The organism is Pseudoalteromonas sp. APM04 (assembly GCF_022809815.1).
Classification (GTDB): Bacteria; Pseudomonadota; Gammaproteobacteria; order Enterobacterales; family Alteromonadaceae; genus Pseudoalteromonas; species Pseudoalteromonas marina.
In genome coordinates, this window is the sequence record NZ_CP094441.1 from 1,475,286 (window position 1) to 1,489,447 (window position 14,162).

The window sequence follows — 14,162 nt, forward strand, 5'->3', positions numbered from 1 at the left end:
TATGAAAATTCCTTTTAAAAGATTTTGTATTACGTCTTGGCAAGCAAGTTACAGCCAATTTGTTTGCTTAGTTTCAATATATATCGTTATCACATTTAATGGCTTGTTTTTATACAATACTTTTATGGCTGCAACACAGTCAGGGCATATAAATTGGCTTTTTATCGCGTCTGTCCCTTTATTGCTTTTCTCATTGACTGTTTTAGTTTTAAGTTGGTTGTCCTTAATTACTTTTGTTAAACCTATACTTCTATTTAGTGTTTTAGTTTGCTCATTGTTGTTTTATTCAACACTTAATTATGGCGTTATTTTTGACAAGAGCATGTTACAAAATATTGTTGAAACAAATTCAGGTGAAGCATTTTCATACTTAAACTTTCAGCTTGTGTTATTTACTTTTTTATTGGGGGTTGTACCTACTTACTTATTTTCCAAGTTCACAATTATTGGGAGTTTTAGAGTACGTTTAAAAAGTTTTATGAAGCTAAATCTATCAGCTTTGCTCTGTTGTGCCTTAATCGCTGTACCCTTTTATAAAGAGTACGCTTCTGTTGGCCGCAACAACCGACAGCTAACAAGTTATATCACCCCGTTTGCATTCTATACAGCAAGTTATAAATACCTGAGGGATAATTACTTTTATCCACCATTACCTTTCAAGGTACTCGATAATTTGCCCACTTTAAAAAATAAAACGAGCACCTCGCTAACTGTAATGGTTGTCGGGGAAACAGCTCGGGCGGCTAACTTTTCACTACAAGGCTATAGTCGAACAACGAATGCGTATACTCCCAAGTTAGGCGTAAAGTATTTTAGTGATGTTTCATCGTGTGGAACGGCGACGGCTATTTCAGTCCCCTGTATGTTTTCACGACTGAACCGCAAAGAATATGATTCTCGGCTTGCTAGTAGTCAAGAAAATGCTCTAGACATTATTCAGCGTAGTGGTGTTGAAGTAACATGGATTGATAATAACAGCAGCTGTAAAGGAGTGTGTGCTCGCATTAAATCAGACAACATTGAGCCAAATAAAGAACATCCGTTATGTGATGGTCATTACTGTTTTGATGAAATATTAGTTACGAAACTAGCAGGCAAGATAGCGACTAGTAACGCTAAACATAAATTGGTTGTTCTGCATATGATAGGCTCACATGGACCAACTTATTATCGTCGTTATCCTGAACACGAAAGTTTGTTTAAACCTGATTGCTCTCGAAGCGATATTCAGAACTGTAGTACAACTGAACTAACAAACACATATGATAATACTATCGCATACACAGACAAGGTGTTGAGCCAGTTGATAAAAGTATTACAAACAAGTAACGAAACGAAGAAGTCACTCCTATATGTGTCAGATCATGGTGAGTCACTTGGTGAGAAAGGTTTATACCTTCACGGGTTTCCATATGCATTAGCACCAAGCGAGCAAACCCATATTCCAATGATTTTTTGGAGTAATAAACTCGCTGACTCTAAATTTAATCATTGTATTGAGTTACAACGCTCAAAAGTATTTTCACACGACAATATTTTTGACACTTTACTTGGCTTAACTCAAGTAAGCAGCAGTCAATACCAACCTGAATACGATATTTTTAACGCCTGTAAGGCCCTAAGTCTATAAAGAGAGTTTCCAATGCAATTTGATAGTGCAAATAAGCCGTCAGGTATTAATCGAGTAGTTTTAGCTTTTAAAAATTCACAGCGTGCATTTAAATGGCTTGCTAAAAATGAAGCTGCTTTTAAACAAGAGCTTTTTTTACTCGCTTTATCGCTAATTATTATTTCGATTTGGCAGATAGGTATTTACGAAAAGGTCATGCTACTAATCTCTGTTTTATTTGTGATATTCGCAGAGGTTGTTAATACAGCAATAGAAGCAACAATAGACAGAGTTGGCTTAGAGATTCATCCATTGTCAGGTCTCGCTAAAGATTTAGGCTCCGCAGCAGTATTAATTGCGCTATTGATAAGTTCATTCGTCTGGATTTCTGTATTTATAAGCTATATTGGTTATTTTTAAAATTTATCCAATCTCAATGATCGCTTATCGCTCATTTGCGACCGTCGCCTAAACTCGTTTTGGGACAGAAACGAGTTACGCTTGAAAGTCTGCTCATGGCTGTGAGTTCAACCACTCGATGCAACACAAATCGGCTATTCACTGTCAGATTTAATTCAACTCTACAAATTGAATCTGGCAGATCATGTTAAGACTATTTCAAATTAAGCTTGCAAAAGTAAGCTTTTTTCATCGTAGGTTACCACTTTGTCACGGCCAGTTTCTTTAGCAAGGTAGAGTCGTTTATCGGCGTTCGCTAGTAACTCTTTTATTGTCTGCTCGCCGTTTATTGTGCTACTAACGCCTGCACTCACCGATAAATTTATATCGTGCCCCTCGTAATAAAATGGATAACTGCTTATGCTTTCGCGTAGTTCTTCGGCATTATTTCTGGCATCACTTAATGAGCAATTGGGCAACAAAATGGCAAATTCTTCGCCGCCGATCCTGGCTGATATCTCTTCATTTAAAAATTGTGATTTTACATGCTGAGCGATCCACTTTATGGCTTGATCACCGGCCTCGTGGCCATAGGTATCGTTAACGCGTTTGAAAAAATCAATATCGAGCAAAATAAGTGAAATATTTTTGTTTTGGTAAAGAGGTAAACTTAACGCGTTTTTTCCTTTTATAAAAAAACCACGGCGGTTAAATAGTTGACTCAAAACGTCGGTATTAGCAATGCTGGCAAGCGTATGTTCTGTATTAGATGCTAATAAGTAAGGGAGTAATAATGCACTGCAAGTGGCTAAAATTAAATGACTGCTTAAAATGAGCTCTAATGGTTCTAAATAGGTTGTCTCGCTTAGGCTTAAAATAGGTAAAGCAAGCAGCACTGTTTGAACAAACATAAGCAAACTATGGATTAAAAAGCAGGCAATTAATGCCTTTTTTTGTAAGGTTGCAACAAAGCTCATAGTGCTAATGATGTAAGCAGAAAATAAGTATAACCCCGCAATAATAAAGCTCGTTACCATTTGTGCCGCGGAGTAAGGGTACACTGATAATAAAACTACGGCTGTAAAAAGTAGCAAATAGTAAATAGGGCGTAAGTTTAAAGGTTTGCTGTATTTGTATTTATGTAGTCCCAGAATAATTAAAAATGGGCTGAGTATTATAAAAATATTCGCTAAATAACTCGTAATAAAAGGAAAATTAAGTATTAGTTTTAAACATGCGAGTAGTTCAGCAAATGAAAATGCAATGCACGCTAAACCAAAAATTAAAAAAGCAGATTGTTTTTTGTAATTATGAACAGATAAAAAAAACAACCCTATTAGTAGGTTAAGTATAAAAGAGAGACCAATCACAGTAGGCAGGTGTAGCATTCATTTTCGCTTTTATTAGGAAATTGTGTCTGACTAACTTAAGTATTATGTATTAATCATGAAAGGTCAATATGGGTAAATAGTACTAGTTACCCATATTGTAACTGAATAGAGTATACGCAGAAGATAATTAACACCAGCTAAACCAAGCTGTCCAAGGCCGATTTAAGGTTCTCGTAATGAAAACGATAGTTATGCTTTTGTGCTTTGGTTGGCACTACAAATTGCCCGGTAGTAAGTAAGTCAGACATTTCACCCATTAATACTTTCAATACAAATGCAGGCATGGGCATAAAAGCGGGACGCGATAATGCATTACCCAAGCGTTTACTAAACTCTGAGTTACTAACTGGGTTTGGTGCTACGGCGTTAATTGGCCCCGAAATTTCAGGGTGTTTCATAATATATAAAATAAGCTGTGTCATATCGTCTATATGTATCCACGACATACCTTGCTCGCCGTCACCAATTGGCCCGCCTAAACACAATTTAAATGCGGGAAGCATCTTGCTTAATGCGCCACCTTTTTTAGCTAATACAATACCGGTTCGTAATAGGCAGACTCGTGTTTTTTCAGACTCTGCTTTTAATGCTGCGTCTTCCCAGTCTTTACACAGCTGATGACTAAATTCATTGTGGGGATCTGTAAAGTTTTCATCTATGCGCTTGTTGCTTTGGCGTCCATAGTAGCCAATAGCACTGCCTGATATAAACGTGTGTGGAGGGTTAGTACTTGCTGCAATAGCGTGGCTAATTTGTTTTGTTATATTAATGCGGCTGTCACGTATAATTTGCTTCTGTTTATCGCTCCAACGTTTATTAACGATTGGCTCACCGGCTAAATTAATAACAACGTCAACGGTATTAAAATCAACAGCGCTTATGTCAGTGACTGCTTTAATTTTATGACCCAATAAAACATTTGCTTTTGTGGCATTACGGCTTAGCACGGTAACCGTATTATGGTGCTCTAAAAAAGGACATAAATGTTGGCCAATTAGCCCAGTAGCACCTGTAACAAATATATGCATATTGAATCCTCAAATTATAATTGTAGCAAGTGTTTTTAATTTGTACTCACTAGCATGTAGTTTCTAATCTTAATACGAAATAACAAGGGTTATGATCACTTTGTAATTATTTCATTTCATTAGGTTTTGCCTTACACTGTGGCCTTATTACAAATATAAGGATTAATAAAGTGGCAGGTTTAACGGGTGTAAATAAAAGCTTAATTGTTTTTGCTGCTTTAGTAGTGGTATTGGCAGGGATCAAATCAGCAAGTGTCATTGTTATTCCTTTCATATTAGCGGCATTTATTGCCATTATTTGTAATCCACTAATTAAATTTTTTGCACGTTATAAAATTCCTAAAGGCATTGCAGTGATGCTTGTGGTGCTAATTATTGTTGGGCTTGGAGTCAGCTTAGGTGGCTTAGTTGGCCAGTCCATTAATGATTTTTCACAGCAGCTTCCTGAATATAAAGCCCAACTCAAAGAAGAGTTTATTTGGCTTGTAGACCTCGCCTCCCAGTACAATATTTTAATTAATAAAGAACAACTCATTTCGATGTTTGACCCAGGCAAAATGGTTGATGTAGCAACTAACATGCTGACAGGGCTTGGTGGCGTAATGGCAAACATGTTTTTAATAATCTTAACGGTTATTTTTATGCTGTTTGAAGGTCCACTTCTTAGTAATAAAATACATATGGCTCTTGAAGATCCTGATAGTAAAATGAAGCAAATTGACCGATTTTTAGAATCAATTAATTCTTACTTGGCTATAAAAACACTCGTTAGTTTAGCTACCGGTATTATTGTGTCTGTTTACTTATGGGTTCTAAATGTCGACTACTTTATATTATGGGGTGTTTTAGCATTTATGTTTAATTACATTCCGAATATTGGGTCAATTATTGCGGCTGTGCCTGCCGTGTTACTTGCCTTAATAACTCAAGGTCCTCTAATTGCCGGTATGGTAGCTGCGGGTTACTTAACAATAAACACGGTAATGGGAAACATTGTAGAGCCTAAATTTTTAGGTAAAGGGCTTGGCCTATCAACCCTTGTTGTATTTTTATCTTTAATATTTTGGGGGTGGCTACTTGGTACAGTAGGTATGCTTTTATCTGTTCCATTAACAATGATTGTTAAAATAGGCCTTGAAACAAGCATAGAAGGTAAATGGGTTGCTACATTATTAGGCAGTGGTGAAGATAGCGCGATGCGTTAACCTTCAGCATTTATAGCCAACATAACCCATTTGAATTGCTAAATAGCACTTAATGCGTCATCAACAGCGTTAAGTGCTCCCTCTAAATAACCTGCTTCTTTTTTCGCGAATTCACTTCCGACTAAATGAATATTTAAATCTCTTAGCTCACTTGTTAGTTCACCTAAATGGAAATCAGGGTGTTGTGAGGGTTGTGTTTTATCGTCGTTATTGGCAACAAATTCATCCTCAGCCCAATCTTTTATAAAACAATGTGTAGGGTTTCTAGCGGCTTTGCCGTAAAAATAGGTTAGCTGGTTAATACAAGCTTCTATTAATTGTGCTTCGGTAACTTTACTGCGAGCAGAATATGGCACGCCGATAAAGCCAAATAAGGCAGCATGCTTATTGTGTTCTGCACTTGCATCATGTATTTCAATCATGGGTCCGACTCGGCTAAAGCATTGCCCAGATAGATTGCGTTCTCGCCAAAAGGCGTATTCGAATGTGGCCACAAATTTAGCCTGTCCTGCCATCCAAGTGGGGGTTGAAGTCAAACGATTTATAAGCCTCTCACTTGCCCAAAAATTAGGTGTTAGATGTTGGGTTAACATTCGTGGAGGCAGGGCAGTGAGCACGGTGTTTGTTTCAAACTGCTGTATTTTACCATTGTTATTGACTGTTAATTGCCAGTTATCATTACTTTTTTTGAGTTCTGTTACGCAATGATTTAACAATATATGCTTTGAAGGTAGCTGTTTATAGAGTGCCTTGATTAAGGTACTCATGCCATGTTTTAGCCTAAACAATTGCATTTCGCCAGCGCCTGCAATTTGTTGAACTGCCTGATTAGACGCTTGGTATAACACGTCACCATGATTGTATTGCTCAAATATCGATAAGTTGAGCGATTTGACCAATGATTGAATTTTTGGTTGATGAGGAAAGATCCACGTCGGACCAAGATCAAAGCCAACATTTTCATTTTTTATTGAATTTTCACAATAAACACGCCCACCTAAAAATGGTTTGGCCTCTAATAATAAAAACGCAATATTACGTTCATGCAATTTTGTTGCAGCATAAAGCCCTGCAAGTCCGCCACCAATGATTATTATAGGCTTGGCCATTAGTTACCTTTTTAAGTTTAACAATCTACTAGTAGGTAGTTTGTTTTGTGTGCGCATTATTGTCAAGTGAGTATGCGAGCTAGTCGTGTTATTTACACGTGCTTTAAAAAGGTTGTTTTAAGGATTCTGTAAACTGATTTACTAACTGAATTTCACAGTGCTTGTAGCTGATAGCGGCTGCTTTTGCATTAGGAAGTTTTAATATGTAGCGCCACTGACAGGCGCTTTCAATGTACTTCTCATTATTTTTTATACTGCGCATAAATAACTGCAGCACTTGGGTATTACCCGTTGCTTCTTCAGATTGGACTAGTTCGTACTTACGTTTTTGTATCCAAGTCCCTTGCTCTTGTTTGGCTTTATCGAGCTGGGTGTCAAGGCATTGGATGTAACGCTTAGATTCATTCATAGTTGGCTTATCAACCAATTGACACACAGCATTAGAATAAGCACTGCCACTTATTATAAGGAGAAAAAACGAAAACAAGTTTGCATACGTGTTACTTTTTATCATGGTAATTAAACTCTAATATAAATTGTGCGCCGCCTAGCTTGTCGGCTTCAGTGATTGTCAGTGTGCCGTGGTAAGATGTAACCAAGTCCGAGACAATGGCCATGCCAACACCATGCCCACTTTGGTATGTATCTAAGCGTGTACCGCGTTTAAGTAATGATTCGCGCTTATCTTCTGGCACACCCGGGCCATCATCACTTATACCTATACATAATGTTTTACTTTGCACCACTTGTACCGTTACTTGAGAACGACACGCTTTACAGGCGTTATCAATTAAGTTGCCTAGTAACTCCATTAAATCGGTTTGGTCACCTAAAAAGTAGTCTTTATCAGAAACTATACAATCAAAAATAATATCTTTGTCGCGATAAACTTTAGCCATTGCACTTAGTATTGAGTCGATAACTGGTTTTATAGGCGTTTGTTTTTTCCACGTATCTGATGCGCCAGTAGCTGCACGCTTTAATTGGTGTTCGATCATCACATTTATACGGTCTAACTGTTCTTGTGCGTCAGCATCATTTGCAAGCGGGCTTGATTTAAGAACAGCTAGTGGGGTTTTAAGTGCGTGCGCTAAATCGCTGAGCGATGCTCTGTAGCGTTCTTTTTGTCGTTGCTGAGATTCAAGTAACAAGTTTAAGTCGGCTTTTATGGTTTGTAGTTCAATTGGATAAAGGCCTTTAATTTCTTGTATATCACCAGATTCAATGGCTTTTATTTCTTTATCTAAGCGCTGAAGTGGGCGAGCGCTCCAAATAAAACCGATAGCCATTAAAATTGTTATGGCAATACCCATAACAAACATCCACTCAACAAGTGTTTGTTTAAACCCATCCATTAAGCGAAGTAGAGCGTCGTTACGTTTTACTAAAATGAACCGAGCCTGCTCGGACTGATCAATATTATTTAATATTACGGTTAAACTAAGCTGCCAATAAACCGTATTTTTGTATTCTACGCGCCTAAAATCAGCAGCACCGGCTTTAGTTTCTATTTGTTGAGGTACAAAGTCGACATTCACCGCTGACTCCGAATGCCAAATTGGCTCTTCATCTCGGTAAATCATTGCGTAAGTGTCAGAGTTTAATCTGTTAAGCTCAGGCGCTAATATAGTGCTTGGCATAATTATGCCATGTTCAGTGAAGTCTACCTCAGATATGAGAGAATAGAGTTGAGCTTCTAGCGTTTTTTCTGTGGCATCGACCAAAGAGGCATAATAGGCTTTGCCAATTGAGTAAAACAAAATAGGCAGTGCCACCAATAAAACAAAGACAAGGATAAATCCTTGCCTTATTTTTAGTGATACTTGCGGTCCTACCACTGACTTTTTAGCCTGTAACCACGGCCACGTAACGTTTCAACTGGGTTGAGGGTGCCCTCTGGGTCTAACTTTTTACGTAGGCGTAAGACAAATACTTCAATTACATTCGAATCAAGGTCGAAATCCTGATCGTAAATATGCTCGGTAAGCTCTGACTTAGAAATAACTTTTTGCGGGTTTACCATTAAGTATTCAAGTACTTTATACTCATAAGCCGTTAGGCTTAACTCTTTGTCATCGACCCAAACTTGTTGCGAACGGGTGTGTATTTTTATAGGTCCTGCTGTCATTTCAGGGTTAGCTTTACCTGCACTGCGGCGAATAAGTGCGTTACAACGCGCTGCTAATTCTTCAACATGAAATGGCTTTGTTAAATAGTCGTCTGCACCGGCATCTAGCCCTTCAACTTTATCTTGCCAGCGATCACGGGCTGTTAAAATTAAAATTGGAATTGTCACGCCTTGGGCACGTGCTTTGTTAATTAACTCAATTCCGTCAATTTTAGGTAAACCCAAATCAACCACAGCCATATCCAAAGGGTATTCAGTAATATGGAATAAACCAGCTTCACCATCGTGACATAAATCCACGCTGTAGCGTTCTTTCTCTAATGCATTTCGTAGGTTGTCTGCTAAATGTAGATCGTCTTCAATAACTAAAATTCGCATTTTTTAATCCTTTTTCACTTCGCCGGTTTTTTTATTAATATGTAAATCAACGACGTGGCCGTCAGATTTGAGTATTCGTACGGTATAAAACTCTGGTTTTTCAGTTATCTTTAGCGTTTTACCGCCAATGCTTTGTTTTGCAAGTATTACCGCTTTCTTTTTATCCACCGGTTGATTTACCTTTTTAGTGGGCGTAGCCGAAGCTTGGCTATTGCTAGCAAAGCTAACACAAGCAATAAAAATAAGGCTTAACAATACGCGCATAACAGAAACTCCTAGACCAGATAACCTTAGTTTAATTAACTAAGTTACTAAAATTCAAGTAAAAACGTTAAATCCGTAATTACATTAATAATTTTAATTAAAAACGTGTGAACAAATCCTGAATTACAGGTTGGCTTGTAACAACACGCTGTTATTTATACTGGAAACACTTTTTTGAATGGTTTAACAATTGTATTTACGTATACGCCACCTGAAACGTAAGGATCATTAGTTGCCCATTCACGCGCAGCTTCTAGCGAATCAAACTCTGCAATAATAACTGAGCCAGTAAAACCGGCATTTTGAGGGTCTTCATTATCAACCGCAGGGAAAGGGCCGGCGGTAAGTAGCCTGTTTTGTGCATCAAGCTCTTTTAAGCGTTCTAAGTGCGCTGGACGTGCAGCTTTTCGTAATTCAAGGCTGTTTTCAACGTCTGTTGAGTAAATCATGTACAACATAATAGATTCTCACTTAAGTTGTTAAATTTAATTATGCAAATAGTACCACAGAGCTCAAATTTGGCTAACTAAAAGCGTATACACTTAGGTTTACAGTTGGATTTTATTTTTAACGCTAATTGCTTGAAAACCGCTGTATAACACTGGTAGAGTCGCTCAGATACTCAAAATAATAAAAAGGTTTTATACATGAGCGATAATAGAGAGCGATTTAGCTCCCGTCTCGGATTTATACTGGCTGCAGCTGGTTCTGCCGTTGGTATTGGTAATTTAGTGGGTTTTCCCGTTTCTGCTACTAAAAATGGTGGCGGCGCATTTTTATTAATTTATGCTCTATTTGTCGTGTTTATTTGTTTACCCGTGATGATGGCAGAAATGGCCATGGGCCGAAATGCTCAAAAAGATCCGCTCGGTTCATACAAACTTTTAGCAAATAACGATAAAAAATGGAAATTTGCAGGATTTTTAGCCGTTTTAACTCCATTTATGATTGCCGTTTTTTATATGGTAATTACAGTGTGGATTTTTGGCTACTTGATACAGGCAGGCATGGGTAACTTAGATGCGTTAGCCGATCCAAGCCATTTTGGGACATTTATTAACAGCTACACAGTATTTGCTTATATGGCAGTGGTGGTTGTTATTGTTAACCTTATTTTACTCGGCGGTGTAAAACAGGGCATAGAAAAAGCGGCTAAAGTATTAATGCCAGCATTGTTGGTAATGCTGTTAGCTTTGGTAGCGTATGTTTTAACGCTAGATAACGCATTGGCAGGCGTTGAGTATTACGTTATTCCTGACTTTTCAAAAATGAGTGCTAGCGTACTCAATGGTGCATTGAGTCAAGCGTTCTTCTCTTTATCGCTAGGTATGGGTATTTTAATGACCTATGCGTCGTATATTTCTAAGAAAGACGACATAGTTAGTAGTGCAAAAATGGTGGCTATTACAGACTCACTAGTCGCGTTTGTTGCCGGCCTTATGGTTTTACCCGCTATATTTAGTTTTGACCCAAATACTAACCCGGAGTCGTTATCAGACTCGTCTGTATCAATGATTTTTGTTTATTTACCTAAAATTTTATTAGCATTACAAAACGATATTGGCTATGTAGGGGCTTCAGTTGTCGCCTTTTCATTCTTTTTGCTTGTATTTTTTGCAGCAATAACGTCTTTGGTTTCAATTGTAGAAGTCCCAACGGCAACATTGAGTGATCGTAAAGGTATTAGTCGTAAAAAAGCTTTAGGTATACTAACGCTTAGCACAGGCGTGCTTACAATTATATGTACTATGTCGTTTGGTATGGTTGACAGTTTAACGTCGTTTACCAGCTATGGCGGTGCCAGTAAGAGCTTTTTTGATATTGTAGTTGATGTATTCTATGACACTATTTTACCTCTTAATGGCTTAATGGTGTGTTTGTTTGTAATGTATCGATGGAAAAAAGCGCGTTTAACACAGGAACTAAGCCAAGGTTCACCTAGCTACGAAGGCAGCATGATGGAGAAATACGTTAACTTTTCTCTTTCAACGTTTATCCCATTTATTTTAGCTGTGATATTTATAAACACGGTTGCTACCAAGTTCTTTGGTTTAAAGTTATTTGGCTTTTAAAATGTAAAGTATAAAAAAGCCGCGCTTGCCGCGGTTTTTTTGTGCCTAACATTTAGGTTAAAGCACCTGAGTCTAGATAACTCCCAATACCTAGAGTAAACATCCAAATTCCCCACAAGCTATGCTCAATAACACATACAAAGGTTGAGCGGCTTTGAGCGTAAGTATACGAAAATAACAACCCACCTAAAAAAGCTAAACATACCGCAATCAAATTTGCATAAACTATATGAGCCAGTGCAAACACAGTGGCACTTACAATAATTCGCATACTTTTTTTAGGCATAATGTGTTTATAACGATGAAAAAAATAGGTTCTGAATATTAGCTCTTGAGGGATAACCGACAACACGGGGTATAGCAGTAACAAAAGCAGCCAATCATTAAAAGAATTACGAGGGAGGGCAAACCAGTTTTCTTGATGGATGATCCCGTAAAACATACCAGAGAAAACGGCGCCTAATAAAAAGAAACTAAACAGACGATTTTTTACAGCAGAAAACTGTCCAAGGCTGGTAAGCCTGAAGCGTTTAAAGTGTGGGTCGCTCAACAAAAGCATGCAACATACGCTCATTAATATTATAAGCGCAGGAAAAAGCCAATTTGCTAAATGGCTGCGTAAGCTAAAGCCTACTAGCGGTAAAAAAATAAATATGAGGGTAAATTCAAACCAGCGGTATTGATTAGCGTTCAAGGTCGTCTCAGGCTGTTTTTTTATAAACTAACAAGCTAAGACGACATTTTTATGACGAAAACTAGTTTACAGCTTCGTCATCATCAGGGAGGTATTTATAAAGGGCAATAATTGTGGCAAAAATGCTTACAAATGTAATAGCCATCAAGCCAAAGACTTTAAAGTTTACCCAAAAGTCGAGTGAAAAGTTATACGCTATGTATATGTTAAGTGCTGCAATACCGGCGGTAATAGCTACCCACATTAAGTTTAATTTATCCCATAATGGCTCTGGCACGGTTATTTTTTTATCTGTGTCATTTGCGTTTTCTAAAATAGCGGTTAGTGCCTTTTTTACTAAGTTTTTATTGAGTATGTAACGACTCACAAGCAGCATAATGCTGAAACCCGCGTATATAATAGTGGCTTTCCACTTTACAAATTGCTCATCATGAAACACAAGCGTTAAGGTGCCAAACACGGCGGCAATAGAAAAGAAGATCCACTGGCGGGTCGGTACTTTCCCATGTTTGTAATAGCTAAATATGACTTGAATAAGCGATGTTGCAATTAATAAAGCCGTTGCCCAGTAAATATCTACAAGCTTAAACACTGCAAAAAACAGTATAAGTGGAATGTATTCAATTAATGCGTGCATATACTACCTAAATTATACAAAAATAAATTACAGCGTTTTTACCACATAACACTTGGTAACTACAAGGTTGACTTAAAGCCCTGTAAGCCTTAGCCTGCGTGGCTTTATTTATTCATCATTATATTCCCACGCTAAACGTATTCATTGTTTACGTGTATTTAGGAGCCTTATATGAACAAAACTCAACTTATTGCCGAAATGGCAAAACACAGTGAACTCACTAAAAAAGATTCACAAGCTGCTCTTACAAGTATTCAAAAAGTGATTACTAAATCGTTATCTGAAGGTGATCAGGTGCAAATTAATGGATTTGGTACGTTTGCACTTAGCTATTATCCGGCACGCACTGGGCGCAATCCACAAACGGGTGAGACAATCGAAATAGAGGGGGCTAACAAGGCCGTTTTTAAACCAGCTAAAGCACTTAAAGATCGCCTTTAATATTTCACTTCTACTTACCTTTTTATTTGTACCATTTAGAGAAACGCTGTTTTAAACGCCATGTAGATTATTCATTAATTATAAATAATTTACATGGGGTTATATCATAAATTAAAATTTAATATAATTTTCAATGATTTAAATTTGGCATCCGTTCTGCTTATTGTTTAGTGAGTTAAACACTTAATTAATTTATAAGGAGAGCCAAATGAATACATTACAATCGCGTACACCACTAAAAGGTAAAAAAATTGCCATTTTAGCCACTGACGGTTTTGAACAAAGTGAATTGTTTTCTCCTCGCGATGCATTATTAAATGCGGGTGCAGAAATAGAGATCGTCTCTATCAAAGAAGGTCAAATAACTGGGTGGAATGAAGATAAATGGGGCGAAAAAGTATCAGTAGATAAACTCGTCACCAATACAAGCTCAGCTGATTACGATGCATTAATGTTACCCGGTGGGTTATTTAATCCAGACAGCCTTCGTCAAGACAAACACGCAAAAGCCTTTATAGACAGCTTTTTTGGTGCAGAAAAAAACAAACCAGTTGCTGCAATTTGTCATGCACCATGGTTGTTGGCAGAAATTAACAAGTTACGTGACCGCACAATCACTTCTTTCCCAAGTATTAAAAGCGATTTAATGAATGCAGGCGCAAACTGGGTAAATGAAGAAGTGTGTGTAGACAGAGGTTTAGTGACCAGCCGCAGTCCAGAAGATTTAGATGCTTTTAACGCTAAATTTATTGAAGAAGTGCTAGAAGGCAAGCATAAAGCACACTAAATTTTAATAATGAAAAAGGG

At 37.6% G+C, this 14,162-nt stretch carries 16 protein-coding genes; 6 read left to right on the plus strand and 10 right to left on the minus strand.

The window, feature by feature from the left end; all coding sequences use genetic code 11:
- The first annotated feature begins 1 nt into the window (after position 1).
- Together MTP24_RS06960 and MTP24_RS06965 are read left to right on the plus strand one after the other, a co-directional pair.
- Positions 2-1,630 carry a phosphoethanolamine--lipid A transferase gene (locus MTP24_RS06960; RefSeq protein WP_243533400.1) on the plus strand — a complete coding sequence of 543 codons (1,629 nt, stop codon included), beginning with the start codon at positions 2-4 and terminating at the stop codon, positions 1,628-1,630.
- Between the two features lie 12 nt (positions 1,631-1,642).
- Positions 1,643-2,029: a diacylglycerol kinase gene (locus MTP24_RS06965; RefSeq protein ID WP_024599461.1), complete on the plus strand. Its 387-nt coding sequence runs from the start codon at positions 1,643-1,645 to the stop codon at positions 2,027-2,029.
- A 203-nt stretch (positions 2,030-2,232) separates the two neighbouring features.
- On the opposite strand, the gene MTP24_RS06970 is transcribed toward MTP24_RS06965, so the two are convergent.
- Both MTP24_RS06970 and MTP24_RS06975 read right to left on the minus strand, forming a co-directional pair.
- On the minus strand, positions 2,233-3,396 hold the full coding sequence (locus MTP24_RS06970) for a GGDEF domain-containing protein (RefSeq protein WP_243533402.1): 1,164 nt from the start codon (positions 3,394-3,396) through the stop codon (positions 2,233-2,235).
- 140 nt (positions 3,397-3,536) lie between these two features.
- On the minus strand, positions 3,537-4,427 hold the full coding sequence (locus MTP24_RS06975) for a TIGR01777 family oxidoreductase (RefSeq protein WP_243533404.1): 891 nt from the start codon (positions 4,425-4,427) through the stop codon (positions 3,537-3,539).
- Between the two features lie 170 nt (positions 4,428-4,597).
- Between MTP24_RS06975 and MTP24_RS06980 the strand changes: the two genes are divergently transcribed.
- Positions 4,598-5,632, plus strand: a complete 1,035-nt coding sequence (locus MTP24_RS06980; protein WP_008127717.1) for an AI-2E family transporter — start codon at positions 4,598-4,600, stop codon at positions 5,630-5,632.
- Positions 5,633-5,670: 38 nt separating this feature from the next.
- Here MTP24_RS06980 and MTP24_RS06985 read toward each other — a convergent pair whose 3' ends face one another.
- The 6 genes from MTP24_RS06985 to MTP24_RS07010 form a co-directional block, all read right to left on the minus strand.
- Positions 5,671-6,741, minus strand: coding sequence for an NAD(P)/FAD-dependent oxidoreductase (locus MTP24_RS06985; RefSeq protein ID WP_243533406.1), 1,071 nt, complete (start codon positions 6,739-6,741; stop codon positions 5,671-5,673).
- A gap of 103 nt (positions 6,742-6,844) precedes the next feature.
- Positions 6,845-7,255: a hypothetical protein gene (locus MTP24_RS06990; protein WP_248519428.1), complete on the minus strand. Its 411-nt coding sequence runs from the start codon at positions 7,253-7,255 to the stop codon at positions 6,845-6,847.
- The gene (locus tag MTP24_RS06995) at positions 7,242-8,579 is read right to left on the minus strand and encodes an ATP-binding protein (RefSeq protein WP_010557521.1); all 1,338 of its coding nucleotides are present in this window, start codon (positions 8,577-8,579) and stop codon (positions 7,242-7,244) included. Before MTP24_RS06995 ends, MTP24_RS06990 begins: the two co-directional genes overlap by 14 nt.
- On the minus strand, positions 8,573-9,247 hold the full coding sequence (locus MTP24_RS07000; protein WP_008127723.1) for a response regulator transcription factor: 675 nt from the start codon (positions 9,245-9,247) through the stop codon (positions 8,573-8,575). Before MTP24_RS07000 ends, MTP24_RS06995 begins: the two co-directional genes overlap by 7 nt.
- Positions 9,248-9,250: 3 nt before the next feature.
- Positions 9,251-9,511 (minus strand): PepSY domain-containing protein, encoded by a 261-nt coding sequence (locus MTP24_RS07005; RefSeq protein ID WP_010557520.1) that lies wholly within the window; start codon positions 9,509-9,511, stop codon positions 9,251-9,253.
- 155 nt (positions 9,512-9,666) lie between these two features.
- The gene (locus tag MTP24_RS07010; protein WP_243533408.1) at positions 9,667-9,969 is read right to left on the minus strand and encodes a YciI family protein; all 303 of its coding nucleotides are present in this window, start codon (positions 9,967-9,969) and stop codon (positions 9,667-9,669) included.
- 189 nt (positions 9,970-10,158) lie between these two features.
- On the opposite strand from MTP24_RS07010, the gene MTP24_RS07015 reads away from it, so the two are divergent.
- Positions 10,159-11,583: a sodium-dependent transporter gene (locus MTP24_RS07015; RefSeq protein WP_006792220.1), complete on the plus strand. Its 1,425-nt coding sequence runs from the start codon at positions 10,159-10,161 to the stop codon at positions 11,581-11,583.
- A 52-nt stretch (positions 11,584-11,635) separates the two neighbouring features.
- Here the strand turns inward: MTP24_RS07015 and MTP24_RS07020 are convergent, their stop codons facing one another.
- Complete coding sequence (locus tag MTP24_RS07020; protein WP_058429020.1) at positions 11,636-12,277, minus strand: CPBP family intramembrane glutamic endopeptidase; 642 nt, start codon at positions 12,275-12,277, stop codon at positions 11,636-11,638.
- A 61-nt stretch (positions 12,278-12,338) separates the two neighbouring features.
- Positions 12,339-12,914 carry a septation protein IspZ gene (ispZ, locus tag MTP24_RS07025; protein WP_008127733.1) on the minus strand — a complete coding sequence of 192 codons (576 nt, stop codon included), beginning with the start codon at positions 12,912-12,914 and terminating at the stop codon, positions 12,339-12,341.
- 171 nt (positions 12,915-13,085) lie between these two features.
- Here ispZ and MTP24_RS07030 point away from each other — a divergent pair, with 171 nt between their 5' ends.
- On the plus strand, positions 13,086-13,355 hold the full coding sequence (locus MTP24_RS07030; protein WP_006792217.1) for an HU family DNA-binding protein: 270 nt from the start codon (positions 13,086-13,088) through the stop codon (positions 13,353-13,355).
- A gap of 208 nt (positions 13,356-13,563) precedes the next feature.
- The gene (locus MTP24_RS07035; RefSeq protein WP_243533410.1) at positions 13,564-14,142 is read left to right on the plus strand and encodes a type 1 glutamine amidotransferase domain-containing protein; all 579 of its coding nucleotides are present in this window, start codon (positions 13,564-13,566) and stop codon (positions 14,140-14,142) included.
- The last annotated feature ends 20 nt before the right edge of the window (positions 14,143-14,162 follow it).

Coding starts and splice junctions, on each gene's coding strand:
- MTP24_RS06960 (WP_243533400.1), top strand. CDS start 2: ATGAAAATTCCTTTTAAAAGATTTTGTATTACGTCTTGGCAAGCAAGT.
- MTP24_RS06965 (WP_024599461.1), top strand. CDS start 1,643: ATGCAATTTGATAGTGCAAATAAGCCGTCAGGTATTAATCGAGTAGTT.
- MTP24_RS06970 (WP_243533402.1), bottom strand. CDS start 3,396: ATGCTACACCTGCCTACTGTGATTGGTCTCTCTTTTATACTTAACCTA.
- MTP24_RS06975 (WP_243533404.1), bottom strand. CDS start 4,427: ATGCATATATTTGTTACAGGTGCTACTGGGCTAATTGGCCAACATTTA.
- MTP24_RS06985 (WP_243533406.1), bottom strand. CDS start 6,741: ATGGCCAAGCCTATAATAATCATTGGTGGCGGACTTGCAGGGCTTTAT.
- MTP24_RS06990 (WP_248519428.1), bottom strand. CDS start 7,255: ATGATAAAAAGTAACACGTATGCAAACTTGTTTTCGTTTTTTCTCCTT.
- MTP24_RS07000 (WP_008127723.1), bottom strand. CDS start 9,247: ATGCGAATTTTAGTTATTGAAGACGATCTACATTTAGCAGACAACCTA.
- MTP24_RS07005 (WP_010557520.1), bottom strand. CDS start 9,511: ATGCGCGTATTGTTAAGCCTTATTTTTATTGCTTGTGTTAGCTTTGCT.
- MTP24_RS07010 (WP_243533408.1), bottom strand. CDS start 9,969: ATGTTGTACATGATTTACTCAACAGACGTTGAAAACAGCCTTGAATTA.
- MTP24_RS07015 (WP_006792220.1), top strand. CDS start 10,159: ATGAGCGATAATAGAGAGCGATTTAGCTCCCGTCTCGGATTTATACTG.
- ispZ (WP_008127733.1), bottom strand. CDS start 12,914: ATGCACGCATTAATTGAATACATTCCACTTATACTGTTTTTTGCAGTG.
- MTP24_RS07030 (WP_006792217.1), top strand. CDS start 13,086: ATGAACAAAACTCAACTTATTGCCGAAATGGCAAAACACAGTGAACTC.
- MTP24_RS07035 (WP_243533410.1), top strand. CDS start 13,564: ATGAATACATTACAATCGCGTACACCACTAAAAGGTAAAAAAATTGCC.